General features: G+C 58.4%; 23 protein-coding genes. 12 read left to right on the forward strand and 11 right to left on the reverse strand.

Features of this window, described 5'->3' with window-relative positions:
• Nucleotides 1-18 precede the first annotated feature (18 nt).
• The 3 genes from flhE to flhB are packed head-to-tail and all read right to left on the reverse strand — an operon-like array spanning nucleotide 19 to nucleotide 3,654.
• Nucleotides 19-420 (reverse strand): flagellar protein FlhE, encoded by a 402-nt coding sequence (gene flhE, locus B4056_RS15815; protein ID WP_071668897.1) that lies wholly within the window; start codon nucleotides 418-420, stop codon nucleotides 19-21.
• Complete coding sequence (gene flhA, locus B4056_RS15820) at nucleotides 420-2,507, reverse strand: flagellar biosynthesis protein FlhA (RefSeq protein ID WP_039384912.1); 2,088 nt, start codon at nucleotides 2,505-2,507, stop codon at nucleotides 420-422. The genes flhE and flhA overlap by 1 nt, the downstream gene beginning before the upstream one ends.
• Entirely contained in the window at nucleotides 2,500-3,654 is a 1,155-nt protein-coding gene (gene flhB / locus B4056_RS15825) for a flagellar biosynthesis protein FlhB (RefSeq protein WP_039384913.1), read from the reverse strand. The genes flhA and flhB overlap by 8 nt, the downstream gene beginning before the upstream one ends.
• 594 nt (nucleotides 3,655-4,248) lie before the next feature.
• Between flhB and B4056_RS15830 the strand changes: the two genes are divergently transcribed.
• The 8 genes from B4056_RS15830 to B4056_RS15865 all read left to right on the forward strand — a co-directional run bounded on the left by B4056_RS15830 (nucleotide 4,249) and on the right by B4056_RS15865 (nucleotide 13,249).
• Nucleotides 4,249-4,737: a hypothetical protein gene (locus B4056_RS15830; protein WP_039385979.1), complete on the forward strand. Its 489-nt coding sequence runs from the start codon at nucleotides 4,249-4,251 to the stop codon at nucleotides 4,735-4,737.
• An 85-nt stretch (nucleotides 4,738-4,822) separates the two neighbouring features.
• Nucleotides 4,823-6,037 (forward strand): type IVB secretion system protein IcmH/DotU, encoded by a 1,215-nt coding sequence (gene icmH, locus B4056_RS15835; RefSeq protein WP_094111060.1) that lies wholly within the window; start codon nucleotides 4,823-4,825, stop codon nucleotides 6,035-6,037.
• On the forward strand, nucleotides 6,037-8,151 hold the full coding sequence (gene tssM, locus B4056_RS15840) for a type VI secretion system membrane subunit TssM (protein WP_094111059.1): 2,115 nt from the start codon (nucleotides 6,037-6,039) through the stop codon (nucleotides 8,149-8,151). Before icmH ends, tssM begins: the two co-directional genes overlap by 1 nt.
• A 13-nt stretch (nucleotides 8,152-8,164) precedes the next feature.
• The gene (gene tagF / locus B4056_RS15845; protein WP_071668900.1) at nucleotides 8,165-8,863 is read left to right on the forward strand and encodes a type VI secretion system-associated protein TagF; all 699 of its coding nucleotides are present in this window, start codon (nucleotides 8,165-8,167) and stop codon (nucleotides 8,861-8,863) included.
• 33 nt (nucleotides 8,864-8,896) lie between these two features.
• Nucleotides 8,897-10,027, forward strand: coding sequence for a type VI secretion system-associated FHA domain protein TagH (gene tagH, locus B4056_RS15850; RefSeq protein WP_094111058.1), 1,131 nt, complete (start codon nucleotides 8,897-8,899; stop codon nucleotides 10,025-10,027).
• Nucleotides 10,024-10,800, forward strand: coding sequence for a PP2C family protein-serine/threonine phosphatase (locus tag B4056_RS15855; RefSeq protein WP_071668902.1), 777 nt, complete (start codon nucleotides 10,024-10,026; stop codon nucleotides 10,798-10,800). Before tagH ends, B4056_RS15855 begins: the two co-directional genes overlap by 4 nt.
• A gap of 15 nt (nucleotides 10,801-10,815) precedes the next feature.
• Nucleotides 10,816-11,766 carry a hypothetical protein gene (locus B4056_RS15860; protein ID WP_094111057.1) on the forward strand — a complete coding sequence of 317 codons (951 nt, stop codon included), beginning with the start codon at nucleotides 10,816-10,818 and terminating at the stop codon, nucleotides 11,764-11,766.
• A 64-nt stretch (nucleotides 11,767-11,830) separates the two neighbouring features.
• Complete coding sequence (locus B4056_RS15865) at nucleotides 11,831-13,249, forward strand: serine/threonine protein kinase (protein ID WP_094111056.1); 1,419 nt, start codon at nucleotides 11,831-11,833, stop codon at nucleotides 13,247-13,249.
• Here the strand turns inward: B4056_RS15865 and B4056_RS15870 are convergent.
• Together B4056_RS15870 and chaB are read right to left on the reverse strand one after the other, a co-directional pair.
• Nucleotides 13,246-13,920, reverse strand: coding sequence for a gamma-glutamylcyclotransferase (locus B4056_RS15870; protein ID WP_169713300.1), 675 nt, complete (start codon nucleotides 13,918-13,920; stop codon nucleotides 13,246-13,248). The two genes, B4056_RS15865 and B4056_RS15870, sit on opposite strands and share 4 nt — an antisense overlap.
• 231 nt (nucleotides 13,921-14,151) lie before the next feature.
• On the reverse strand, nucleotides 14,152-14,382 hold the full coding sequence (gene chaB / locus B4056_RS15875) for a putative cation transport regulator ChaB (RefSeq protein ID WP_039384929.1): 231 nt from the start codon (nucleotides 14,380-14,382) through the stop codon (nucleotides 14,152-14,154).
• 366 nt (nucleotides 14,383-14,748) lie between these two features.
• On the opposite strand from chaB, the gene chaA reads away from it, so the two are divergent.
• Nucleotides 14,749-15,834 carry a sodium-potassium/proton antiporter ChaA gene (gene chaA, locus B4056_RS15880; protein ID WP_039384935.1) on the forward strand — a complete coding sequence of 362 codons (1,086 nt, stop codon included), beginning with the start codon at nucleotides 14,749-14,751 and terminating at the stop codon, nucleotides 15,832-15,834.
• Nucleotides 15,835-15,897: 63 nt separating this feature from the next.
• On the opposite strand, the gene kdsA is transcribed toward chaA, so the two are convergent.
• The 6 genes from kdsA to hemA are packed head-to-tail and all read right to left on the reverse strand — an operon-like array spanning nucleotide 15,898 to nucleotide 21,203.
• Entirely contained in the window at nucleotides 15,898-16,752 is an 855-nt protein-coding gene (gene kdsA / locus B4056_RS15885) for a 3-deoxy-8-phosphooctulonate synthase (RefSeq protein ID WP_288655278.1), read from the reverse strand.
• A gap of 24 nt (nucleotides 16,753-16,776) precedes the next feature.
• Nucleotides 16,777-17,586: an invasion regulator SirB1 gene (gene sirB1, locus B4056_RS15890; protein WP_039384942.1), complete on the reverse strand. Its 810-nt coding sequence runs from the start codon at nucleotides 17,584-17,586 to the stop codon at nucleotides 16,777-16,779.
• Nucleotides 17,583-17,981 (reverse strand): SirB2 family protein, encoded by a 399-nt coding sequence (locus B4056_RS15895; RefSeq protein WP_150034332.1) that lies wholly within the window; start codon nucleotides 17,979-17,981, stop codon nucleotides 17,583-17,585. Before B4056_RS15895 ends, sirB1 begins: the two co-directional genes overlap by 4 nt.
• Before the next feature lie 11 nt (nucleotides 17,982-17,992).
• Nucleotides 17,993-18,823, reverse strand: a complete 831-nt coding sequence (gene prmC / locus B4056_RS15900) for a peptide chain release factor N(5)-glutamine methyltransferase (protein ID WP_288655281.1) — start codon at nucleotides 18,821-18,823, stop codon at nucleotides 17,993-17,995.
• A complete protein-coding gene (gene prfA, locus B4056_RS15905) occupies nucleotides 18,823-19,905 on the reverse strand; it encodes a peptide chain release factor 1 (protein ID WP_094111054.1) in 1,083 nt (360 codons plus the stop codon). The genes prmC and prfA overlap by 1 nt, the downstream gene beginning before the upstream one ends.
• Before the next feature lie 41 nt (nucleotides 19,906-19,946).
• The gene (hemA, locus tag B4056_RS15910; RefSeq protein ID WP_071668905.1) at nucleotides 19,947-21,203 is read right to left on the reverse strand and encodes a glutamyl-tRNA reductase; all 1,257 of its coding nucleotides are present in this window, start codon (nucleotides 21,201-21,203) and stop codon (nucleotides 19,947-19,949) included.
• Between the two features lie 215 nt (nucleotides 21,204-21,418).
• Here hemA and lolB point away from each other — a divergent pair, with 215 nt between their 5' ends.
• The 3 genes from lolB (at nucleotide 21,419) to prs (ending at nucleotide 23,983) form a co-directional block, all read left to right on the forward strand.
• Nucleotides 21,419-22,045 carry a lipoprotein insertase outer membrane protein LolB gene (lolB, locus tag B4056_RS15915; RefSeq protein ID WP_094111053.1) on the forward strand — a complete coding sequence of 209 codons (627 nt, stop codon included), beginning with the start codon at nucleotides 21,419-21,421 and terminating at the stop codon, nucleotides 22,043-22,045.
• Nucleotides 22,042-22,899 (forward strand): 4-(cytidine 5'-diphospho)-2-C-methyl-D-erythritol kinase, encoded by an 858-nt coding sequence (ispE, locus tag B4056_RS15920; RefSeq protein ID WP_288655285.1) that lies wholly within the window; start codon nucleotides 22,042-22,044, stop codon nucleotides 22,897-22,899. The genes lolB and ispE overlap by 4 nt, the downstream gene beginning before the upstream one ends.
• 136 nt (nucleotides 22,900-23,035) lie before the next feature.
• Nucleotides 23,036-23,983 (forward strand): ribose-phosphate diphosphokinase, encoded by a 948-nt coding sequence (gene prs, locus B4056_RS15925; protein WP_104085358.1) that lies wholly within the window; start codon nucleotides 23,036-23,038, stop codon nucleotides 23,981-23,983.
• The last annotated feature ends 217 nt before the right edge of the window (nucleotides 23,984-24,200 follow it).

Raw genomic sequence — 24,200 nt, forward strand, 5'->3', positions numbered from 1 at the left:
TGTGCGGGTTTTTTGTTATTACCGATAGTTTACGGTCACTTCACTGCTGAGCACCCGCAGACCCGGCGGCAGCGCTCCCTGCCCCTGAAAGCCAAACGCCAGATAGAGTGGCTCTTCGGCCGGGATCAGCGCCAGACCGCGCGTGGATCCGCTGGCACCATCCAGCTCCACGCAGCGCTGGCTGGCGCAGAGGCGCACCACCAGCCCGGACGGTGCCGGACGGCTGAGCTGATAGCGCCAGTTCACCACGGCGATGTTGCCGGGTGCCGCAGAAGGCGCCCTGAGCGCTGGCGATAACAGCCAGCTGCCGCGTGCCCCAAGTCCGGGACCGCTGACGCTGGCGCTCCACGCACCGGTAGCGGCTATGCCCGCCAGCGGTGTGAACAGCAGCAGCAACATTAACGGATAGCAGCGCCGCATTATTTGCCTCCAATCGTGGCGGTCATGCGGATCTGGCGATTGTCACTCAGCTCCAGATTGGAAAGTACCACCAGCTGCGGCAGGTTACGCCGCAGGAAGCGCGCCAGCAGCGCACGCAGCGGATGGTTCACCAGCAGGACCGGCGGCGCACCGCTCATCTCCTGCTGCTGCAGCGCCGCCTGTGCCTGCATCAGCAGACGATCGGCCAGCCCTGGCTCCAGGCCACCGCCGCCCTGCAGCGCCTGCAGCAGCAGACGCTCCAGCATGGCATCCAGGCCAATAACCTGCACCTCTCCGCTGCCCGGGAACCACTGCTGGGTGATCGCCCGCCCCAGCGCCACGCGTACTACGCTGGTCAGCTCCTGTGGGTCGCTCTGCACCGGCGCGTGCTCCGCCAGCGTTTCGATGATGGTGCGCATATCCCTGATTGATACCCGCTCGGTAAGCAGGTTCTGCAGCACTTTATGCAGCGTGGTCAGGCTGATTACCCCCGGCACCAGATCTTCCGTCAGCTTCGGCATCTCCTGAGTAACGCGATCCAGCAGCTGCTGCGCCTCCTGCCGGCCAAACAGCTCGCTGGCGTACTGTCCAATCAGGTGGTTGAGGTGCGTTGCCACCACGGTGCTTGCCTCGACCACGGTATAACCCTGAATCTGCGCCTGCTCTTTCAGGGCGCTGTCGATCCAGATCGCCGCCAGGCCAAACGCCGGATCAACGGTAGGCTCGCCCGGCAGGCTGCCGGCTGCGGTGCCGGGATTAATGGCCATCCAGCGGCCAGGGTAGGCGTCACCGCTGCCAATCTCCACGCCTTTCATCAGAATGCGATAGCGTGCGGGCGGCAGCTCCATGTTGTCGCGGATATGTACCACCGGCGGCAGAAAACCAACCTCCTGTGCCACTTTCTTACGGATGCTGCGGATACGGCCCAGCAGCTCGCCATTCTGGGTATGGTCAACCATCGGAATGAGGCGATAGCCCACTTCCATTCCCAGCGAATCCTCCAGCTGAACGTCGGTCCAGGAGGCCTCAACCGTGGCGGGCGTCTCTTGGGTTTTCATCAGGCTGGCTGATTCAGGCTGCTTCTTCGGCTGCATCTCACGGCCGCGCAGCCACCAGGCAAGCCCGAGCAGCGCGCCGGTAAACAGCAGAAAGACAAAGTTAGGCATGCCGGGCACCAGACCAAGCAGGCCGATTACCCCGGCGCTGAGCATCAGCACGCGTGGATTATTAAACAGCTGCCCGACCATCTGCTCACCGACATCCTGGTCAGTGGCGACGCGGGTGACGATGACGCCTGCTGCCGTGGAGATCACCAGCGCCGGGATCTGCGCCACCAGGCCATCACCGATAGTCAGCAGTGTATAGGTCTCACCGGCGTGGCCAACATCCATCCCATGCTGCACAACGCCCACCAGCAGGCCGCCAATGACGTTGATCACCATGATGAGAATACCGGCGACGGCATCCCCGCGCACAAACTTGCTGGCACCATCCATTGAACCGTAGAAATCGGCCTCCTGCGTCACTTCGGAACGGCGACGCTTGGCCTCATCTTCGCCAATCAGACCGGCGTTAAGATCGGCATCGATCGCCATCTGCTTGCCGGGCATTCCGTCCAGTACAAAGCGGGCGCCGACTTCCGCAATACGTCCGGCGCCTTTGGTGATGACCATGAAGTTGATGATCACCAGAATGATAAACACCACAATACCGATGGCAAAGTTACCACCGACCAGAAAGTGGCCAAACGCTTCTACGACGCGGCCCGCTGCGTCGGCCCCGGTATGTCCTTCCAGCAGAATGATACGGGTGGAGGCGACGTTCAGCGCCAGGCGTAATAGCGTTGAGAACAGCAGTATGGTGGGGAACGCCGCAAACTCCAGGGTGCGCTGGGTGAACATCGCCACCAGCAGCACCATGATCGATAGCGCGATATTAAAGGTAAACAGCAGATCGAGAATGAAGGCGGGCAGCGGCAGCACCATCATCGACAGGATCAACATTATCAGCACCGGTCCTGCCAGCACCTGCCATTGCGTCTCTTTAAAACTGCCCGGTAAACGCAGCTTTTCGGCCAGATTAGCCATCGTCTCTGTTCTCTCCTGCAAAGTCCATCTCTGCCGGGACCGGCAGATGCTTAGGTTTGGTCGGGATCAGGCCGCCTTCGCGCTTCCAGCGCCGCAGCTGCCAGACCCAGGCCAGCACTTCCGCTACGGCAGCGTACAGCGCACCGGGGATAAACTGACCAATTTCAGTATGCCGATAGAGCGCTCGCGCCAGCGGCGGCGCTTCAAGGATCGGCACGCGGTGCTCTTTTGCCACTTCACGGATGCGCAGCGCGATGTCACCTGCGCCTTTCGCCACCACTTTTGGCGCATTCATCTTGCCTTCCTGATACTGCAGCGCCACCGAGTAGTGCGTCGGGTTCGTCACAATCACGTCAGCTTTCGGTACATCAGCCATCATGCGGCGGCGGGCCGCCGCGCGCATCGCCTGGCGGATCCGCCCCTTCACGTGCGGATCGCCCTCATTCTGTTTATGTTCGTCGCGGATCTCCTGACGCGTCATGCGCAGCTTTTTGAAATAGCTGTAGAGCTGCCAGAACACATCAAAACCGACCATCGGAAACAGACCCAGCATCACCAGCCCGCAGCTGGTGGCGACCATACTCAGGCCATGGTGCAGCGCGTTAACCGGCGATTCCGCGATCAGCCGCAGCATCTCCTGCCAGTGGCTCCAGAGATACCAGCCCGCTACCACCCCTACCAGCACCGCCTTGAGGATCGCCTTCACCAGTTCAGCCGCGCTCTGGCCGGAAAAGAGGCGTTTTATGCCTGGCAGCGGGTTGAGCTTCTTAAAATCGAGTTTGATCGACTTACCGCTGATATGAATGCCGCCCAGCGCCATCGGGGCCGCCATGGCAACAATTACCAGCCCGCCCATCAGCGGCAGCAGCGCCACCACTGCCTGCATGACCAGATTGCCGATATGCGCCACAATAATTTTGTCATCGTTCACCATACCGTGATCGAAGCGAAAGCCGGTTGCCACCATACGGGCAAGCTGTGTGGCCATGTGGGAACCGCCGAGCCAGAGGATCATCAGCCCGGTCAGCAGCATCAGCACCGATGTCAGCTCGCGCGATCGCGGGATCTGCCCCTCTTCCCGCGCTTTCTCAAGTCGGTGGGGGGTGGGCGATTCTGTTTTGTCCTCGCTGCTACTCTCTTCAGACACAGCACACCTCAGCTGGCAGAAATTCTGAGCACAGGATGACAAACTTACCCGGGAGTGAAGCGCGGATTAAACCACGAAATAACCTGCTTATTGCGTCATAAGTAAAATCGTTGTCGTGCCCTGTCCGTTTTCTCAGCAGAAACAGCGCACAAAAGACGTGACGCGATCGGGGTTTTGGGGATCTGAACAGGCGCGGAAAATCTTAAAATGAGAATTTTCTGCAAAGAGATCACATTATTAATTTCACTGTAAAACATAAATTTTTATAATGTTTTATCCCGGACAGACGTTTGCCTGAAAAGATTCTTCGCTACCCGGCCTGCCCGATGCCGGGTGAACCGTAAAAGTCGCTTAACTGTTGCAGCCTTCTGCAGACCTCCTCTGCGGCTTCAGGCGTGATGTTATGGCGCTAACACGCAATTTACCGCGATGCAATAGTTTGAATTCTCAAAAGTCTTAGGTAGACTGAGACGCACGTTGTCCTGAAGAGATCTGGCTGTTTTTCGTGGTTTTTTCGCAACACACTATGTTCATACTCGCCGGGTACGCCCACTGTTACTCTGCAATTAATCTGATGGAATGATAAGGATGATGGTGAAAAAAACGCTTATGCTTACGCTGCTGGCGACCCTGACGCTGGCCGGGTGCAAAACCCCGCCGCCGGCAGTGACAGAGGATACGCTGGTAACCAGTACGGTTAACGGCGTTACCCTGACGCATCGTTATGCGGTTGCCGCACCGGCAGAGTTCACCCCCGTCAACGCATCCTGGCGCGCACTCTACGCCGCTTCCGTTATGACCACCCCTGACTACGGCGGTAAAGTCGTGCGCTACCTTGATAACGCCCAGCGCTTTGAAGTGCTTGGCCGGGTGGAGCATAACTGGCTGGCGATTGCTGAAGAGCCTGAAGGCCAGCTGATAGGCTATATCCCCCCTAAAGCGGCCGTTGAGACCAGCCGCTATGACGCCACGTTGCGCAGCGATCGCCCGAAACCGCGTCGCGCTAAACAGGTGTGCGTGGCAGTAGGCGGTGCCAGTAAGGCGTGCCGCACCACTGATACCGCGACCTGGATCCTGGATTGAGTCAACAATCTGGCGCATATTGGCGACAGTCATACCGCAGTTTATGGCAAAATAGCGCCGTCATCGCCAGGAAAAACGAGAGTTAATGATGCAGGATCCCATTGCCCGCGAGGATATCAGCGCGGGCAACGATAACCTTTTGCTGAACGCCGCCGCCCCGGTGCTGAATGCTGTTGTCCGCATCCGGCAGGCTGCCACGCATGACGATCCGGCCGGGTTGCGCCAGCTGCTGATTGATGAAATCCGGCTGTTTGAACAGCGCTGCAAGCAGGCTGGCCTGCCGTTTGAGATGATTATCGGCGCACGCTACTGTCTTTGCAGCGTGCTGGATGAGGCGGCGGCACAGACGCCGTGGGGGACGCGCGGCGTCTGGTCAGGCAACGGCATGCTGGTGAGTTTTCACAATGAGAGCTGGGGGGGTGAAAAATTCTTTCAGCTTCTCTCCCGCGTTTCACAAAGTCCGCAGCAGCATCTGTGGCTGCTTGAAGTCATCCATTACTGTCTGCTGCTGGGATATGAAGGTCGCTACCGCGGCAGCGAAAGCGGCCGCACACAGTGTGAAGGGATCCGTAAACGTCTGGCGCAGCTGATCCACGACGCGCGCGCTGCAGAGAGTAGCACCGCAACGCCGCTGGTCGAGGTGCATCCGTTAGTGAACAGCCTGACGCGGCCGATGGTCCCGCTCTGGGCCTGTGCCACCGTGGCAGCGCTTATCGCCTGCATGGTCTACAGCATGCTGAACTGGCGGCTCGGCAATGCGGCTGAACCGCTGCTGCGCGATATCTATCAGACTCCCCTGCCGCAGATCATGCCCGGACGACGCCCCGCTTCACCGCAGGCGCTGCTCGATCTGCGCCAGCGTCTGAATGATGTGATTGCCGCCGGTCAGCTGGAAGTCAGCGATGGCGCGTTTGGCAGCAAAGTCATTATTCCCGCCGATAAACTTTTTGTTCCGGACGGCACCGTTGTAAACCCGGTCGGCCGCGCGCTGCTGGCGCACGTCGCCAGCGCTATGAAAAGCGTTAAAGGAACCGTTCTGGTCTCGGTCTATACCGATAACCGCGCCGTCGATGGCCGTTTCGCCTCCAGCTATGAATTTTCACTGGCCCGCGCGCGCGCTATTACGCAGCTGCTGACGACGCAGCTGGCGTCGGGGCAGAGCGTTAAAGCTGAGGGGCGCGGCGACAGTAATCCGCTGCTGCCTAACGACAGCAATGAAAACCGCGCCCGCAACCGCCGGGTTGAGATCACACTCTTCGCTGCGCCGGAAGCAGCGGTTACCCCGGAGGGCCAACGCTGATGCGCACATCTGTTCGTCACCTGCTGACTCATCGCCTGCTCTGGAGTCTGATTGGTGTTACCGCCCTCAGCTGCCTGGTGTGGATGCTTGGCCCGCTCTGGGTATGGGGTGAGACCCGACCGCTGGAGCCGGTTTTCTCCCGGCAGCTGGCCGTGGCCCTGCTCTTTTTTTGCTGGACGCTGTTTCAGCTTATTCCGGCAATATGGCGCGGCTGGTTCAATAGCAAGCTGCTGAATCGTCTCCAGAGCATGAGTCAGGAAGAGCTCTCCGATCGTCACTCCACCGAACAGGTGCTGGCACAGCGCTTTAGCGAAGCCGCGCTGCGTCTGAAACGCACGCAGTTTGGTCGCCATCATCAAAAAAGCTGGCTGGCGCGTTTTCAGAGTCACTATCTTTATGAGCTTCCGTGGTATCTGATTGTCGGCGCACCGGGCGCGGGCAAAACCACCGCGCTGCTGAACGCCGGCCTCTCTTTTCCCCTTACGGATACGCACGGCAATAGCGCAGTGCGTGGCGTAGGCGGCACCCGTCACTGCGACTGGTGGTTTACCGACAGCGCCGTGCTGATCGACACCGCCGGGCGCTATGCGCTGCAGGAGAGCCAGCGCGCGCGCGACAGCGCCGAGTGGCAGAGCTTTATCAACCTGCTCAAGCGCTACCGCACGCGTCAGCCAATTAATGGCGTGATCCTCACCATCAGCGTGGCCGACCTGCTGACCGACACCGCAGAGGCGCGGCATGCGCAGGCCACGGCGCTGCGCTGCCGTATGGCTGAGCTGCATCAGCAAACCGGTATCCATTTTCCGGTCTATATCATGGTAACCAAAACGGATCTGCTGAAGGGATTTCTGAGCTTTCATGCGGGCCTCAGCAAGCCGCAGCGGGATGCCATCTGGGGATTTACCTTTCCCTGGGAGCCGGGCAAACCTCACAAAGACGAGTGGCAGAGCAGTTTTACGGCACGTTTTCAGCGGCTTGAGCAGCAGCTTAAGCAGCAGCTGTCGGAGCGCATGGCGGCCGACCGCGATCTGATGCAGCGCGCTGACAGCTTTCTCTTTCCGCAGGAGTTTGGTTCACTGCGCCCGCTGCTTAATGAGTATCTGGACGTGATCTTCTCCCGTCATGAGGAGGATATTGCCTGGTCTGCCCGCGGGCTGTTTTTTACCAGCGGGACCCAGGAAGGCCTGCCGTTTGACCGCATTATGGGCGCCCTTAATCGCAAGCTGCAGCTGCCGCAGAGCGGTGACCACACCCTGGCAGCCTGGGACAGCGTTAACCGCAGTAATCCTATTCCGGGCAATAAAGGCCAGAGCTACTTTATCCGCGATCTGCTCAGCGAACTGGTGTTTCGCGAAAGCGGCCTTGCCGGCAGCAACCGCCACTGGGAATACCGCAACCGTCTGCTGCACTGGATCGGCTATGGCGCGCTGGCGGGTGCGCTGATCCTGCTGTGCGGCTTATGGCTTACCAGCTATGTGCAAAACCAGCGCTATCTTGATCAGGTGGCGAGCCGTATTGCGCCCCTGACGCAGCAGAGTCAGCAGGTCACACATCAGCCCGTCGATAATATTTTTGATCTGCTACCCTTTTTAAATAACCTGGTTAAGCTGCCGCTGTCCGAGCGCTTTTCGCTGGATAATCCGCCGCTTACTATGCGCGCCGGACTCTATCGCGGCACACAGGTCAGCGACGCGGCCTGGGTGCTTTATCAAAATGCGCTTAAGTCTCTGCTGCTGCCGCGGGTGGCGCAGCAGATCACGCATTTGCTGCGCGACGATCCTGGCACCGATAACGCTTACAGCCGCAACGCGCTGCGCGCCTATCAGATGCTTTATCAGCCGCGAAATTACGACGGCACGTTTCTGCGCAGCTGGCTGATCGAAAATCTGCAGCGCACGCTGCCGGCCGATGTCAGCGTGCGCGATCTGCAGCAGCTCGACTGGCATCTCAGTCAGCTGCTCGATCAGCAGATACAATCTTCACCCTATGCACGTGATAACGCGCTGATGATGCGCAAGCTTGCAGAAAACCTGAAACGGGCGGGTCAGGAGAGCAGCGTGCTGGCGACCGCGCCAGAGGCCTCTGCCGGACAGCTGACCCGCTATAGTGAGTGACGGTGAGGTAAACATGGCGAACCACAGCGTGCCGGGCTGGTATGGCAAACTCCCCGCTACCGGCGATTTTTTGCGGCAGCGCCTGAGCGAGGCTACGGTCTCCCCCTGGAGTCACTGGTTTCAGCAGGGACTCACCCACTGGCATCAGCAGCAGCACGCCAGCACGCAGCTCTTTTTGCGCGCGCCGGTGTGGAACTTTGTTCTGCCGCTGTCGCCGCTGCGTCAGCAGGTGCAGATGGGCTGCCTGCTGCCCTCGTGCGATCGCGTAGGACGCGCCTGGCCGCTGCTGGCCCTGCGCACCTTTACGCTGAATGAGTGGCACCCGGCGCAGCTGACTATCTCCGGCGACTGGTTTCGCGAACTGGGCGGGCTGCTCTGGTCAGCGGTGCGCGAGCGCACCCTGCCGGAGAGCCTGGAAGCAGAGATGCAGCAGCTCTCACCCCTGCTGGTGCCCGGCAATCAGCGCAGCGATATTATGGATGTCATCGGTTTTGCGGATCTTCCCTGCACCCTGAGCTGGCAGGAAGTGGCAGAACGGTTTGAACCGCAGCAGCATATCAGCTACTGGTGGAGTAATCGCAGTGACGGCTTTGCCCACGCCACCCATAAACACAGCGGCCCGCTGACCGCAGAGCTTTTTTCACTGTTATTTAACCCGGCGGCGGGTGCGCAGCCGGGACGTAATGGCCTCTATCCACCCATGTTTGAATAAGCCGGCACGTTTGCCTTGTTAACGGGATGACTCATGCAATTTACCTTTGTGCAGTGCGATACGGATGTGCCCGCCAGAAGCGTCACCTTTATGCCGCCTGGCGGCACCATTGGCCGCAGTCAGGATAACGATCTGATCCTGCCTGATGAGACGCGCGCCATCTCACGCCTGCAGGCGCTTGTCCATCTCTCTGCCGAAGGGGAATGCCGTCTGACCGCACAGGGCAGCGTGACGGCGATTGAGCTCAATGGTCAGGTGGTGCAGCGGGGTGCCCAGGCCCTGCTGCAGCATGGCGATCGGCTGCAGATTGGTCAATATATGCTGGAAATTACCGATCCTGCGCATCAGCCTGCGCTACAGGACGATCCGCTGTCGTTTTTTAGCGAGGACGCCAGCGATCCACTTGGCATGCAGCAGGAGGCCGTCCTGAGTGCTGAGCTGATGCCGGGACCCCCTGCCCCGGTACGTCAGGAGCGGCGGCCCGATCCGCGGCTGGCCATCGATCCCGCCCGAGACAGCGCACCGCAAACCCGCCTGCCTGCAGAAGCCGGCGAGGAGAAGCTTATCGCCGCTCTGCTGGAGGGAATGGGACTCAATAATGGTCATCAGACATCGCTCGGTGAAGAGCAGATGCGCGTTACCGGTCGTATGCTCAGCCTGTTTTCTCAGGGAACCGTTGCCCTGCTCTCCTCGCGTTCAATTCTTAAGCGCGGCGTGAAAGCGGATATGACCATGATTCTGAACGAAGCCAACAATCCGTTTAAGATCCTGCCTTCCGGCAAAACCGTGCTGATGCAGATGTATCAGAGCCAGATGCCGGGTTTTATGCCGCCTGAAGCCGCAGTGCGCGATGCGCTGGTAGATTTGCAGGCGCATCAGCTGGGCATGATCGCCGGTATCCGGGCGATCATTGCTGCCATGTTGCAATCGTTTAATCCGCAGCGGCTGGAAGATCGCGCGCGCGAGGATGGCGCTCTGCCTAAAATCGCCTTCAGCAGCGGGCGCAAGGCCGCCCTGTGGGACGCCTTTACGCGACACTATCAGCGCACTGCCGGCGAGATTGAAGATGACTTCCATACGCTGTTTGGCGAAGCGTTTCTCAACGCGTATGACATGGAAGTTAATCAGTATAAAGATTCACAGACGCGGACGGATGAGACATGAAAATGATGTTTGCCAGCCGCTGTCAGCAGGGCCGGCGTGACGAAAATCAGGATCGCACCGGTGCGCAACTCGACGACGAGCGCGCCTGCTTTCTGGTGTGTGATGGCGTAGCCGGATTACCCGGTGGCGACTACGCAGCGCAGCTGGTGCGCGATACGCTCCTCAGCGCGGTGCAAAACAGCCGCAGCTTTACGCCTGCCACTACCCAGGCGGCTATCACTCTTTGTCAGCAAACGCTGGCGGCTGAGCAGGGGAAGAATCCGAAATTTTCCCGCATGAGCACCACGCTCGCGGCTCTGTTTATTGACCGTGAAAAACAGCGTGCATGGTGGGCGCACGCCGGTGATAGCCGGGTTTATCACTTTCGTCATGGTACGCTATGTGAGGTAACCCGGGACCATAGTCTGGCCCAACATCTGCAAGAGGCAGGCTATGAAAATTCCGGCATTAACAGTAATTTACTTTATAATGCCCTCGGCACTGAGCCGGTACGCCCGGTGACCTTCAGCAGCGCGATTGACCTCCAGGACGGCGATGCGTTTCTGGTCTGCACGGATGGCTTCTGGCTCAACCTGACCACGCAGGAGATGGAACAGGCGTTACGCATGGTTAACGCCTGTGAAGAGTGGCTGACGCTGATGGAACAGGCGGTCAATCGCAGCGACAAGCGGGACAACCTGAGCGCGCTGGCAATCTGGATTGGCGAACCGCAGGATGCCACGCTGCTCTATTCTCAGGCTGATGCGGCGCGCTTTGTGCCGCCTCACTATTGATTTGCAAGGATCCCTATGAAAGTGTGGTTGTCGGGCATTGCCGCCCTGCTGCTGGCCCAGAATGCACAGGCAGAAGATTATCGTGTGGTCTATTCGCCCAGCCTGGCGCTCGAGGTCTGGATCGACAATGTTGCCAGTAAAGCGCCCGACGACTGGTGCAAAGAGACGCTGCCGTTACGTATTGTCTCCGGTAAAAGCAGCGACACGCGCATTCTCACCAGCTTCCTGCCCCGGGTAGGCACGCTGCTGGCGAACCAGTGCGGCAGCCTTGACGAGCTGCCGTGGCAGATGATGACCAAAGAAGGCAGCGTGCTGGCTAACGGCAGCGCAGCAAAACTGCAGAACTGGCGCCCGATTATCCTGAATGATGCAACCGCCAGCGCCAGCGCCACCACCGCCGCACCGCTGGATCTCTCCCGTCCGGCGGACAACACGCCGCTGCAGCACTTTGCGCTGCCGGGCGGCTGTCATTTCCGCACCTGGTGGGACGACAAAGGTGCTTCGCTGTTTATTCCTGATGCGCCGGCGCAGCGCTGCTCAACGGAAGGCTGGCTGGAAGGCGCAGCCAGCATAACGCTGCTGAGTAAAGGTGAACCTGCAACGCTGCCGGTGACCTTTTATCAGGGGTATCCGGTCGCCAGCCTCGCGACCGGCAGCAAACCGCTGGAAATTGTCGCAGTCAATAAACAGCGAATGATTGTGACCCGGCCGGACGCTGCCGGGAGCTGGCTGGTGTTGCCGTTTGATGCGCGGGAGCATGTCTGGCGCTTTGGCGGTACCCTGCTGATTCAGATGGATAAAAAAGCTGGCAGTGACAGCAGCACGGTGAAAACGCAGGTCGATCGTTTACGCGGCATCTGGTCGCCGCAGTTTATGCCACAGCAAAAAGTGACAGTGTTACTGATTGACACCCTGCATGCGGATCTCGCCGATCCGGCTATCGGTGCCTGGCGTAACATTAATTAATCAGCGATCGCTGCCTGCTGCCCCGCGGCAACAGGCACTACAGGATGTGTTCAGAGAACTCACTATGTCGGCAAACGAAAATCATATCCCTAATGCCCTGCCTGCGGGCTACCGGTTTAACGAGTTTGAAATCAGGGACGTCGTGGGCGGGGGCGGCTTTGGCATCGTCTACCGCGCCTGGGATCACCAGCTGGAACGGTTTATCGCCATCAAGGAGTATATGCCGCAGTCGCTGGCCGTGCGCGCTGCCGACATGTCGCTTGAACTGCGCGGTGAGCGCTTTCAGAAACTGTTCAACGCGGGCCGCAACAGCTTTATTCAGGAAGCACGCCTGCTGGCACGCTTTAATCATCCGGGGCTGCTGCACGTGCTGCGCTTCTGGGAAGAGAACGGCACCGCCTATATGGGCACGCTGTTCTATAGCGGTATGACGCTGAAAGCGTGGCAGGCGAGCCAGTCTGACGCCGTTGATGAAGCCTGGATCCGTCGCCTGCTTCCGCCGCTGTTTGGTGCCATCAACACCATTCATACTGCCGGCTATCTGCATCGCGACATCTCGCTGGATAATATTCAGATTCAGGATAACCAGCTGCCGGTACTGCTCGATTTTGGTTCAGCGCGTAAAGAGATCGGCAATCTGTCAGATGAAACTGAAATCATGCTGAAGCCGGGCTTTGCGCCGATCGAGCAATATAGCGAAGAGGGTGAGGTTGAACAGGGTCCGTGGACCGATATCTACGCGCTGGGGGCGGTATTACACACGCTGATTACCGGCCATGCGCCGCCGGTCAGCGTAGTGCGCTGCATTGAGGATAATTACCAGCCGCTTGCCGTCACCCGGCCTGAAGGCTATTCCCTGCCGCTGCTGCACGCCATCGACTGTGCGCTGGCGATGAAGCCTCAGGATCGTCCGCAGACCATCGACGCCTTTGCGCAGCTTATCGATCTGCCGGTGAGCGATGCCGAAGCGCTCAGCACGCCGCTGCCGGTTGTTGCCCTGCCCGCCGGGCTGCCGGAGACCGCCGCTGAACCGGAACCTCCGCTGGTGGCGGTGAATCCCGCCGCCGCCGCCGCTGAGCCGATCGCTGGCAGTGCAGCAGGCCGGCGCGTCTCGCCGGGTATAGTGGCGCTGGCTGCTGTGGCGCTGCTGGCTGTGGGTCTGGTCGTGTGGCAGACGGTGCGTCACAGTGAGACGCCGCCTGTCGCAGCCGCGCCGGAAGCCGCTGCGCCGGCAGCAACGAAGGTACCGGCGGCGGCGGCCAGTACGCCTGCCATTGCCACCATCTATCTGCAGCTGCATTCAGGCGAAAGCGTCGTGCTGAATGGTGAAGTGCAGGATGTGAAAGCCGCCAGCAGCGGTTTTGCGTCACTCAATCTCGCTGCCGGCAGCTATCGTCTTGAGGTGCGGCATGGCGACCAGGTGCGCAGCCAGGCCCTGACGATTAAGCAGCCTGGTACCTGGCTCATTAACCCCGGTAATTAAGCCTGAGGTGCGCTGCGCTGCTGCAGCGCTCTTACCTCAGCGGCAAGACGCGTCAGCGCGGCTTCCTGCATGCCGCGTCTGACCAGCTCCTGCTCAAGCGAGAAAAGATACTGCGCATTGGTTCCGAGCGGCCCGCTCGCCTGCGCAATCAGGGGTGCAATGGTACTGCGGCAGGAGTCATCCTCATATAGCGGATGACGCGGATCCATGATGAACACCAGCGCGGTAACGCGGCGTCCATCCTCCAGCTGCAGCTCACACCAGGTGGGCAGATAGCAGCCGGTGATCATCTCGCGCTTCCAGAGCAGCTCCAGTTCTTCATGCAGGCGCGCCTCCGGCAGACGAAAGGCCAGGCCGCTGGTGCTGCCGCCCTCTTTCAGCGCCAGCATGCGTCCGGGTGCGGCCTCGGTGCCCCGTCCGGCGGTGAGCCGCAGACAGAACGCACGATGCCACCCTTCCAGGCGCCCCGAAGCCACCTCCTCCGCGTCAAACACCGGGTTCCACATCAGCGAACCATAACCAAAGATCCACACCGGACTTTGATCGGGCCGACAGGCGAGCGTGGCAGAAAGCGAAGCGGCGCGCTTTTCACAGCTCCACAGCAGTGCTTCATCGATATCACCAAAGGATGTTTTGCAATCGGCTTTAAGTAAGAATTCCCGGGTTAACACTGCGATCTCCTCTACTGCCCTGGCATCCCGCACGCCTGGATCCCGAACCGGTATCCTGAAAACGACGCGCGTCGGCACAGTCAGAAACAGTAATGCATTCATTGCTGCGGTTTCAAGATTGTCCTGACGCTTTTCACATAAAGAACTGTTTCAGAGTATCGGCGGGCGGGAAAAAATAATGAGAGGATTAAAACCGGGGATGATGCGGGCTCTTCAGGCCCGCAGCAGCAACTACTTTTTCGGATGCCACTTGTCGTCGTCACCTTTCACGTAGTCATGCTTTACTGCCGCCCAGGCGACCTTGTGTGCGACCTCTTCCCGTGATGCGTCGCCCCGCCGATCCTCTTTATCCTTGTACTGATCCCAGGCGCTGTTAAACGCGTTCTGGTAAATGGTTTGTGCATGAGCCGGCAGCACATGACGCACGCTGTCCGGCAGTTCGCTGGTTGATGAATAAGGCATAGCTCCTCCGGTATCAGGTATCACTTAAAGTCTGGAACAGCTTAGCTAAAATGCAAATGCTTTCTTTTGCCGCTCATAGCTTAAGTGGCCTGCATAAGGCAAAAAAAAGCCTGTCATTGCAGCCGTTAAACAACATTTTCTGTGCTCTGTCTGCTTACCCGCAGTTTATATTTAGCTGAATTGAAATATAAATATGACAATAACTTCCTGTTTAAGCCACCAGGAGCAATAAAGTGAAAAAAGTAAAGTCGCGTAAAAAAACTGTTCAGCGAGTGATGAAAAGCTACACTGCGCCAGTGTAATTAATGCGTATAGTTAACAGGCAATGACGCCGGTTTTTAAACATTTTGCTAATGGGGATGGTGAATGCCTGGACATGAGAAAACACGACACAGCGAGTTTTCGCTGATTCTTCCCGTTGCTGCGCTGACGGTGCTGACCTTTTTTGGCGATCAGACAGCGCTTCTGCCGGTTATCGGTATCAACCTGCTGGCACTGGTGGCTATTCTGAGCAGCGCTTTCAGCGTTGTGCGCCATGCTGACGTGCTGGCTCACCGGCTGGGCGAACCTTACGGCTCGCTGATCCTCAGCCTCTCCGTGGTGATTCTGGAGGTAAGCCTGATCTCTGCGCTGATGGCAACGGGCGACGCCGCACCGGCACTGATGCGCGACACACTCTATTCCATCATTATGATCGTCACATCCGGGCTGGTAGGCTGCGCGCTGCTGCTGGGAGGCAGAAAATTCGCTACTCAGTACGTCAATCTGGCCGGCGTCAAACAGTATATGATTGCCATCTTCCCGCTTGCCATTCTGGTACTGGTATTCCCGAACGCCCTGCCGGGCGGCAATTTCACCACCGCACAGGCGCTGATTATCGCGGCTATCTCTGCGGCGATGTATGGCGTTTTCCTGCTGATTCAAACCAAAACGCACCAGAGCCTGTTTGTCTATGAGCATGAGGATGAGGGGGACGATCCGCATCACGGTAAGCCTTCAGCACACAGCTCGCTGTGGCATACAATCTGGCTGATCGTCCATCTGATTGCGGTTATCAGCGTGACTAAAATGAACGCTAACCCGCTTGAGCTGCTGCTCACAGAGCTTAACGCTCCGGAACAGTTTACCGGCTTCCTCGTCGCGCTGCTGATCCTTTCACCGGAAGGGCTGGGTGCCATCCGGGCGGTACTGACCAACCAGGTGCAGCGCGCCATGAACCTGTTTTTCGGCTCCGTGCTGGCGACAATCTCACTTACCGTGCCCGCGGTCAGTATCATCGCCACGCTGACGGGTCAGACGCTGATTTTTGGCCTGGAGCCACCGCATATGGTCATGCTCATCGCCGTTCTGATCCTGTGCCATATTTCGTTTTCAACCGGCCGAACGAATGTGCTTAACGGTGCGGCACATCTGGCGCTGTTCGCCGGTTATCTGCTGACAATAATGCTCTGACCGGATACACCGCGAAAACAAAAAAGGCACCCTTACGGGTGCCTTTTTATTTGCCAGAGGCTGTCAGCTGCTGGTGTCCAGCACCGGGAAGCTCTTGACCAGATCGTCAATCGCTTTCATCTGCGCCAGGAACGGCTCCAGTTTATCCAGCGGCAGCGCGGAAGGACCGTCGCATTTTGCGCTGTTTGGCTCCGGATGGGCTTCGATGAAGAGGCCGGCAATACCCACGGCCATACCGGCACGCGCCAGCTCGGCAACCTGAGCACGGCGACCGCCCGATGCGGCACCAAACGGATCGCGCGTCTGCAGCGCATGCGTCACGTCGAAAATGACCGGGCTGTTGTTAGTGACTTTCTTCATCACGTTAAAGCCCAGCATATCCACAACCAGGTTGTCATAACCGAAGTTGCTGCCGCGATCGCACAGGATAACTTTATCGTTACCGCCTTCCGCAAACTTATCCACGATATTGCCCATCTGGCCCGGGCTGACAAACTGCGGTTTTTTAACGTTAATTACCGCGCCGGTTTTTGCCATCGCCTCTACCAGGTCCGTCTGGCGTGCCAGAAACGCTGGCAGCTGAATAACATCAACCACATCGGCAACCGGCTGCGCCTGCCAGGATTCATGGACGTCGGTGATGATTTTCACGCCGAACGTCTGCTTCAGCTCCTGAAAAATCTTCATCCCCTCGTCCAGACCCGGACCGCGATACGATTTAATCGAGGAGCGGTTTGCCTTGTCAAAAGAGGCTTTGAAAACGTAAGGGATACCCAGCTTGTCGGTAACCGTCACGTAGTGCTCACAGATGCGCATCGCCAGCTCGCGTGATTCCAGTACGTTCATGCCGCCAAACAGCACAAACGGCAGATCGTTTGCGACATCGATATCGCCAATTTTAACTACTTTCTCTGTCATGACCTTTCCTTATGCCGGCAACGCTTAGTGTAGCGTGACCTGTTTCTGTTCGATTGCGTGGATCTGTACTTTAATCATTTCACTCACCGGATCTTCCGGGCACTGCTCAACAAAATAGGTTAAGTCAGTGAGCGCAATATGCTCGCACTCCAGCTGGGCGTAGATGAGACCGCGATCGCGGATTTCATAGGGGTCGTCAGGATCGATCTCCAGCAGTACTTTACTGACATTCAGCGCCAGCTCCATCTGCTTCTCTTCCATCAGCGCCGCTTTCAGCGTGTCGAGCATTTTCCGCATTACGCTGAGCGTTTTGGCTTCATCCAGATCGTCGGTATAGAGTTTGGCCGTGGGGCTGATATTGCCCTTCAGCCAGACCTCAAGCGTATGGGTATCGAGCGTTTCACCGTTAAACGGATTGATCAGCCACATTTCGCCATCCAGCCAGTCTGCGCGCAGAATCAGCTGAGTCGGAAAAATCACCGGCATCAGCGGCAGCTCCAGCTGCTCGGCGATATGCAGCAGTATCACGCCGAGCGACACCGCCGTGCCCTGACGGCTTTTCAGCACTTTATCAATCCAGAGCGCATCTGAAAGGTTGTAGACACCGCTGGCGCCGCCAAAGCCCCATTCGCGATAGAACAGCTCCAGCAGCTTTTCCAGCCGCAGATCGGCATCTGTGGCGCTGCTGATATAGTCGCGCGCTTCTTCCACCAGCTTTGACAGCTGCTGCTGAACCGAAGGCGCGGAAAAATCGTCGCGGATGGCGCAGGTTGCACCGATAACCGCTTCACTTAACGGTGATTCATTAAAATCAAATTCTACTGATGAGGTCATACTATCCCCAAAATCGGCATTTTGGTCATCGCCAGTTTGCCTGCAAACAGCAGAGCAACCAGCGCAAGCAGGCAGGCGATCCAGCGCGTGCTCAGCTTCCGCGGACGACGACTCAGTGCCACAAAACCCAAGGCGACGTAGATAATAACCGCTAACAGCTTCTCCGTCAGCCAGCTTCCTTGTGGTGTGAAAGGATAAAAGTGAGTAATTATCACCAGCAGCGCGCCGCTCAGCAGCAAAAACGTGTCGCACAGGTGCGGCACAATCCGCACCCAGCGCTGCTGCAGCAAGCCTGAAGCGGTCGTCAGCCAGTAAAAGCGCAGCAGAAACAGGCTGACGCTGACTATCACGATAAAAATATGAAACTGCTTAATCTGCAGATACCAGCTGGCCATCCAGTGCCCCTTTATGCATATTGCCCAAGCGTCACGCGCGGATTGCCGCCGTAGTCGTTGAGAGTGGTAACCTGCTGATAGCCCTGCTCAAGCATCAGGGTGCGCACGTCGGCATCCTGCTGCCAGCCATGTTCCAGCAGCAGCCAGCCCTGCGGCTGCAGCCACGCCGGGGCGCTGTGAATGATAAAACGAATATCAGCCAGTCCGGCGTCATCGGCTACCAGCGCGCTGCGCGGCTCAAAACGCACGTCGCCCTGCAGCAGATGCGCATCGTCCATGTCGATATAAGGTGGGTTGCTGGCGATGAGGTGATAACGGGTCGCAGGCAGACTGTCAAACCAGTGGCTGAGCTGAAAGCGGGCGTTGGTGAGACCCAGCCGTGCCGCATTCTCCTGCGCCAGCGCAACGGCAGCGGGAATGCGATCGCAGCCGGTGATCTGCGTGTCAGGTCGTTCACTGGCGAGCGCCAGCGCAATAGCACCGGTGCCGGTGCCCAGATCAAGCACGTGACAGGGTCCCGCAGGCAGACGCAGCAGCGCCTGTTCCACCAGCACTTCAGTATCCGGACGCGGGATCAGCGTGGCGTCACTGACGCGCAGCGGCAGCGACCAGAACTCCCGCTCGCCCGTCAGGTGAGCGATCGGTTCACCCCGCTGACGGCGCGCCAGCAGCTGCTCCAGCTGTGCCAGCTGTGCGTCGCTCAGCGGGTGCTCATCAAAGGCCAGCAGCCAGCTGCGCGTTTTGCCGGTCACAAAGCTGAGCAGGATCTCGGCGTCCCGCTTCGGACTTTCGCCTCCGCTCAGCGCCGTCATAGCCAGCTGACGCCAGCGGCGGATCTCCATCAATCCTGTCCGGCCAGCGCGGCGAGCTGATCGGCCTGATACTCCTGAACGATCGGCTCGATCAGCGTATCCAGCTTGCCTTCCATGGTTTCATCCAGCCGGTAAAGCGTGAGGTTAATGCGGTGATCGGTCACGCGTCCCTGCGGGAAATTATAGGTGCGGATACGGTCGGAGCGATCGCCGCTGCCAAGCAGGTTGCGCCGGGTTGATGCCTCAGCCGCATGGCGTTTTGCCATCTCAGCCGCGTGAATACGCGCACCCAGCACCGCCAGCGCTTTGGCTTTGTTTTTATGCTGTGAACGCTCATCCTGACACTCAACCACAATGCCGGTAGGCAGGTGGGTGATGCGGATAGCGGAGTCGGTGGTATTGACGTGCTGTCCGCCCGCACCTGAGGAGCGGAAGGTATCGATTTTCAGATCGGACGGATTAATGTCCGGCAGTTCCGCTTCCGGCAGCTCCGGCATAACGGCTACGGTACAGGCCGAGGTGTGGATACGCCCCTGCGATTCAGTTTCCGGCACGCGCTGAACGCGATGACCACCCGACTCAAACTTCATCCGCCCGTAAGCGCCCTCGCCCGTCACCCGCGCGATCACCTCTTTATAGCCGCCATGCTCGCCTTCATTGGCGCTCATGATCTCTACCTGCCAGCGCCGCCCTTCAGCGTAACGGCTGTACATCCGGAACAGATCGCCGGCAAAAATCGCCGCTTCGTCGCCGCCGGTTCCGGCACGCACCTCAATAAAGCAGGGGCGTTCGTCATCCGGATCTTTCGGCAGCAGCAGCACCTGCAGCTGCTGCTCCAGCACCTCGCGTTTGTCGCGCGCCAGTCTGAGTTCGTCCTGCGCCATTTCGCGCATTTCCGGGTCCTCAAGCAGCATTTCAGCGGTATCCACATCATCCTGCACCTGCTGCCAGTCGCGGAAGCAGCGGGTCACATCGCTCAGCTGGGCATATTCGCGTGACAGCGCGCGGAAACGTTCCTGATTGCCAATCACGCCGGCATCGCCCAGTAACGCTTCCACTTCTTCATGGCGTTCCTGTAACGCTTCCAGCTTGGCAATAATCGAGCTTTTCATCTAATTGTAGGTATCCCGGTGATAGGTCGTGACAGCGGAGATTACTCTAAACCGAGGCTGTCGCGTAAGATCTGCAGGCGTTCGCCATCGCCATCGCGGGCGGCCTGCTGAAGTGATTTGGTTGGCGCATGGATCAGGCGGTTGGTGAGTTTATGTGCCAGCTCCTGCAGCACTTTTTCTGCGTCTGCTCCCTGCCGCAGCGCAGCCAGCGCGCGCTCCTGCAGTTCAGCGCGCACCTGCTCTGCCTGCATGCGGTATTCACGGATCGATTCGCCGGCGCTTTGCGCGCGCAGCCACGCCATAAACTCTCCGCTCTCCTGCACGACAATGCTTTCCGCCTGCAGGGCTGCCGCTTTACGCTGCGCCATATTCTGCTCAATGATCGCCTGCAGATCGTCGACGCTGTAGAGGTAGGCGTTGGGCAGCTTGCCCACTTCAGGCTCAACGTCGCGCGGTACGGCGATATCCACCAGCAGCATCGGCTGATTACGTCGCGCTTTCAGCGCACGCTCCACCATGCCTTTACCAATAATTGGCAGCTGGCTGGCGGTAGAGGAGATAATGATATCAGCTTCAGAAAGACGGGTTTCAATCTCAGCGAGGTTGATCACCTCGGCACCCACCTCGTCAGCCAGCAGCTGAGCACGTTCGCGGGTGCGGTTCGCGATCATCAGTTTTTTTACGCTGTGCTCGCGCAAATGGCGTGCGACCAGCTCAATGGTTTCGCCCGCCCCGACCAGCAGCACATTAACGGTGCTGAGCGACTCAAATATCTGCCGCGCCAGCGAGCAGGCGGCAAACGCAACAGAGACCGCGCTGGCGCCGATTTCGGTTTCGGTCCGCACGCGCTTGGCCACGGAGAAGGTTTTCTGGAACATACGCTCCAGCTCGCTGGTCAGCGCCCGGTCGCGTGAGGAGTCAGCATGCGCCTTTTTCACCTGGCCGAGGATTTGCGGCTCACCCAGTACCAGCGAATCGAGGCCGCTGGCTACGCGCATCAGATGGCTGACCGCAGCGTTATCCTGATGCCAGTAAAGGCTGTTGCGCACGTCCGCTTCCGGCAAATTATGATAATCACATAGCCAGCGTACCAGCTTCTCCTGCAAATCCGCCTGCTGCTCTACACTGAGGTAGAGTTCGGTGCGGTTACAGGTAGAGAGTACCACTCCGCTCTGTACCATTGGCTGCGACAGCAGGCTGTTTAGCGCCTGGTCAAGCGTGTCCGGCGTAAACGACACGCGTTCACGCAGAGCGACAGGAGCAGTTTTGTGATTGATTCCGAGTGCCAGGAGCGTCATGTGATTGCGGCTGGGAAGTCCCATTGATTGTCTGGTTTTGTGAAGCGCATTCTACAAGATGCGGCAGATCATGGAAAGCCATACAAAGACTATGACAGTGATAAGATTAAACTGATCGTGCGCAATTTTCCGCTGGCTGGCATTGACGGTTCTAAGGCGGGCAGTTAGCGTTATCGGTTACGAATTAAAAACGTGTCTGAGGAGATGACCACGTGATGCCATTGCCCACGCGCAAACTGTTGCGCCTTTTACCCCTTGCCAGCGTTCTGCTGGCGGCCTGCAGCATCAACAAACCGCAGCAGGGCGCGGGGCCCGCTACCACCGCACCGCAGTGGCAACAGCACCAGCAGCAGGTAGCCGGTATCAGCCATTATCAGACGCGCGGCGCCTTTGCTTATCTGTCCGATAAACAGAAGGTCTACGCCCGCTTCAACTGGCAGCAGAGCGCCCCTGACCGCTATCGTCTGCTGCTGACCAACCCGCTGGGCAGCACCGAACTGCAGCTGGATGCGCAGGGCTCCGTGGTGCAGATTGTTGACAACAAGGGCAAGCGCTACACCAGCAACGATGCTGAGAAAATGATTTCGCAGCTCACGGGCATGGATATTCCGCTGGCCAACCTGCGGCAGTGGATGATGGGTCTGCCGGGCGATGCCACCGATTATCAGCTCAATAATAGCTACCAGCTGAAAAGCCTGAGCTACAGCCGCAACGGCCAGCAGTGGCACGTCGCTATCGGCGACTACGACACGAAAGTCACGCCCTCTCTGCCCGCTAATCTGGAGCTGACCGAAGGTGACCAGCGTATCAAACTGCGTATGGATAGCTGGACCCTGCAATGATGACCACCTGGCCCGCTCCGGCAAAACTTAATCTGTTTCTCTACATTACCGGCCAGCGCGCTGACGGCTACCACAATCTGCAAACGCTGTTTCAGTTTCTTGATGCCGGCGATACGCTGGAGATGACGCCGGACCGCAGCGGGCGCATCAGCCTGCTGACGCCGCTGGCCGGCGTGGCGGACGCTGACAACCTGATTATAAGCGCGGCGCGGGCGCTGAAGCAGGCGGCGGTGGCAAAAGGCACGCTTGACGATCGCGCGGGCGCGCAGATTGCGCTGGAAAAAAAACTGCCGATGGGCGGCGGGCTGGGCGGCGGCTCCTCGGATGCCGCCACGGTGCTGGTGGCGCTGAACCACCTGTGGCAGTGCAGGCTGAGCACAGATGAACTGGCTGCGCTTGGCGTCACGCTGGGTGCCGATGTGCCGGTGTTTGTGCGCGGCCACGCTGCGTTTGCCGAAGGCGTCGGGGAGCTGCTGCAGCCCGCCTCGCCGCCAGAAAAGTGGTATCTGGTGGCGCATCCGGGCGTGAGTATCGCCACGCCCGATATCTTCCGCGATCCCGATCTGACGCGCAATTCACCGATACGCACATTAGATGAACTGTTGAGCCTGCCTTTTCACAATGATTGTGAAGCTGTGGCAAGAAAACGTTTTCGTGAGGTTGATGCGCTGCTTTCCTGGCTGCTAGAATACGCGCCGTCGCGCCTGACCGGGACCGGCGCTTGCGTGTTTGCTGAATTTGACACCGAGTCCGACGCTCGTCAGGTGCTGGAGCTTGCCCCGAAATGGATTCGCGGATTTGTGGCGCGCGGGCTTAACCTCTCGCCGTTGCAGCAAACCCTTTCCGGGCTTTAAGCGTTTACGTGACCGTATTACCCGTTCCAGATACGGCACGTTGCGCATTAACACACCGTATGAACAGGCTCAAACATATTCGCCGGTTATGTTTGAGCGGTTCATTCTCTGGACGTCCAAGCCTGAGGTTCTTCTCGTGCCTGATATGAAGCTATTTGCTGGTAACGCCACCCCGGAACTAGCACAACGTATTGCCAACCGCCTTTACACCAGCCTCGGAGACGCCGCTGTCGGTCGTTTCAGCGACGGCGAAGTAAGTGTACAGATTAACGAAAATGTACGCGGTGGCGATATTTTCATCATCCAGTCCACCTGTGCCCCCACCAACGATAATCTGATGGAGCTGGTTGTGATGGTCGACGCGCTGCGTCGGGCTTCTGCTGGTCGAATTACCGCTGTTATCCCCTATTTCGGTTATGCCCGTCAGGATCGCCGCGTGCGCTCAGCGCGTGTACCGATCACCGCTAAAGTGGTGGCTGACTTCCTCTCCAGCGTCGGCGTGGATCGCGTGCTGACCGTTGATCTGCATGCCGAACAGATTCAGGGCTTCTTTGATGTGCCGGTAGACAACGTCTTCGGCAGCCCGATTCTGCTGGAAGATATGCTGCAGCTTGGCCTGGAAAACCCTATCGTGGTTTCCCCGGATATTGGTGGTGTGGTGCGCGCCCGCGCAATTGCCAAACTGCTTAATGACACGGATATGGCTATCATCGACAAACGTCGCCCGCGCGCAAATGTTTCTCAGGTTATGCATATTATTGGTGATGTCGCAGGCCGTGACTGCGTGCTGGTCGACGATATGATCGACACCGGCGGTACGCTGTGCAAAGCGGCTGAAGCACTGAAAGAGCGTGGTGCCAAGCGCGTATTCGCGTATGCCACCCACCCTATCTTCTCAGGCAACGCGGTTGAAAACCTGCGCAAGTCCGTGATTGATGAAGTGATTGTTTGCGATACCATCCCGCTCTCGGAAGAGATGAAAGCGCTGCCAAACGTGCGCACGCTGACGCTTTCCGGCATGCTGGCTGAAGCTATTCGTCGTATCAGTAACGAAGAATCTATCTCTGCTATGTTTGAACATTAATTGTTCACGCTTAACCGGGCCTCGCGCCCGGTTTTTTATGCTTATCCGCTTCCTCCTGCCTTGCTGAAGCTGCTTTTTCCCGCGCGCTTCGCCCGATAAATTTTCAGTCTGTGCACTATTTCCCCTGCCTTCTGCTCTTTTTCACTTTCGCGCTGTCCGGCACTTCAGCAGCCCCGGAAATAGTGCTATTTTCAGCTCCACTTTTTTCCGGGAACGC

The sequence above is a fragment of the Pantoea sp. UBA7232 genome (assembly GCF_002473195.1).
Taxonomy (GTDB): Bacteria; Pseudomonadota; Gammaproteobacteria; order Enterobacterales; family Enterobacteriaceae; genus Pantoea; species Pantoea eucrina.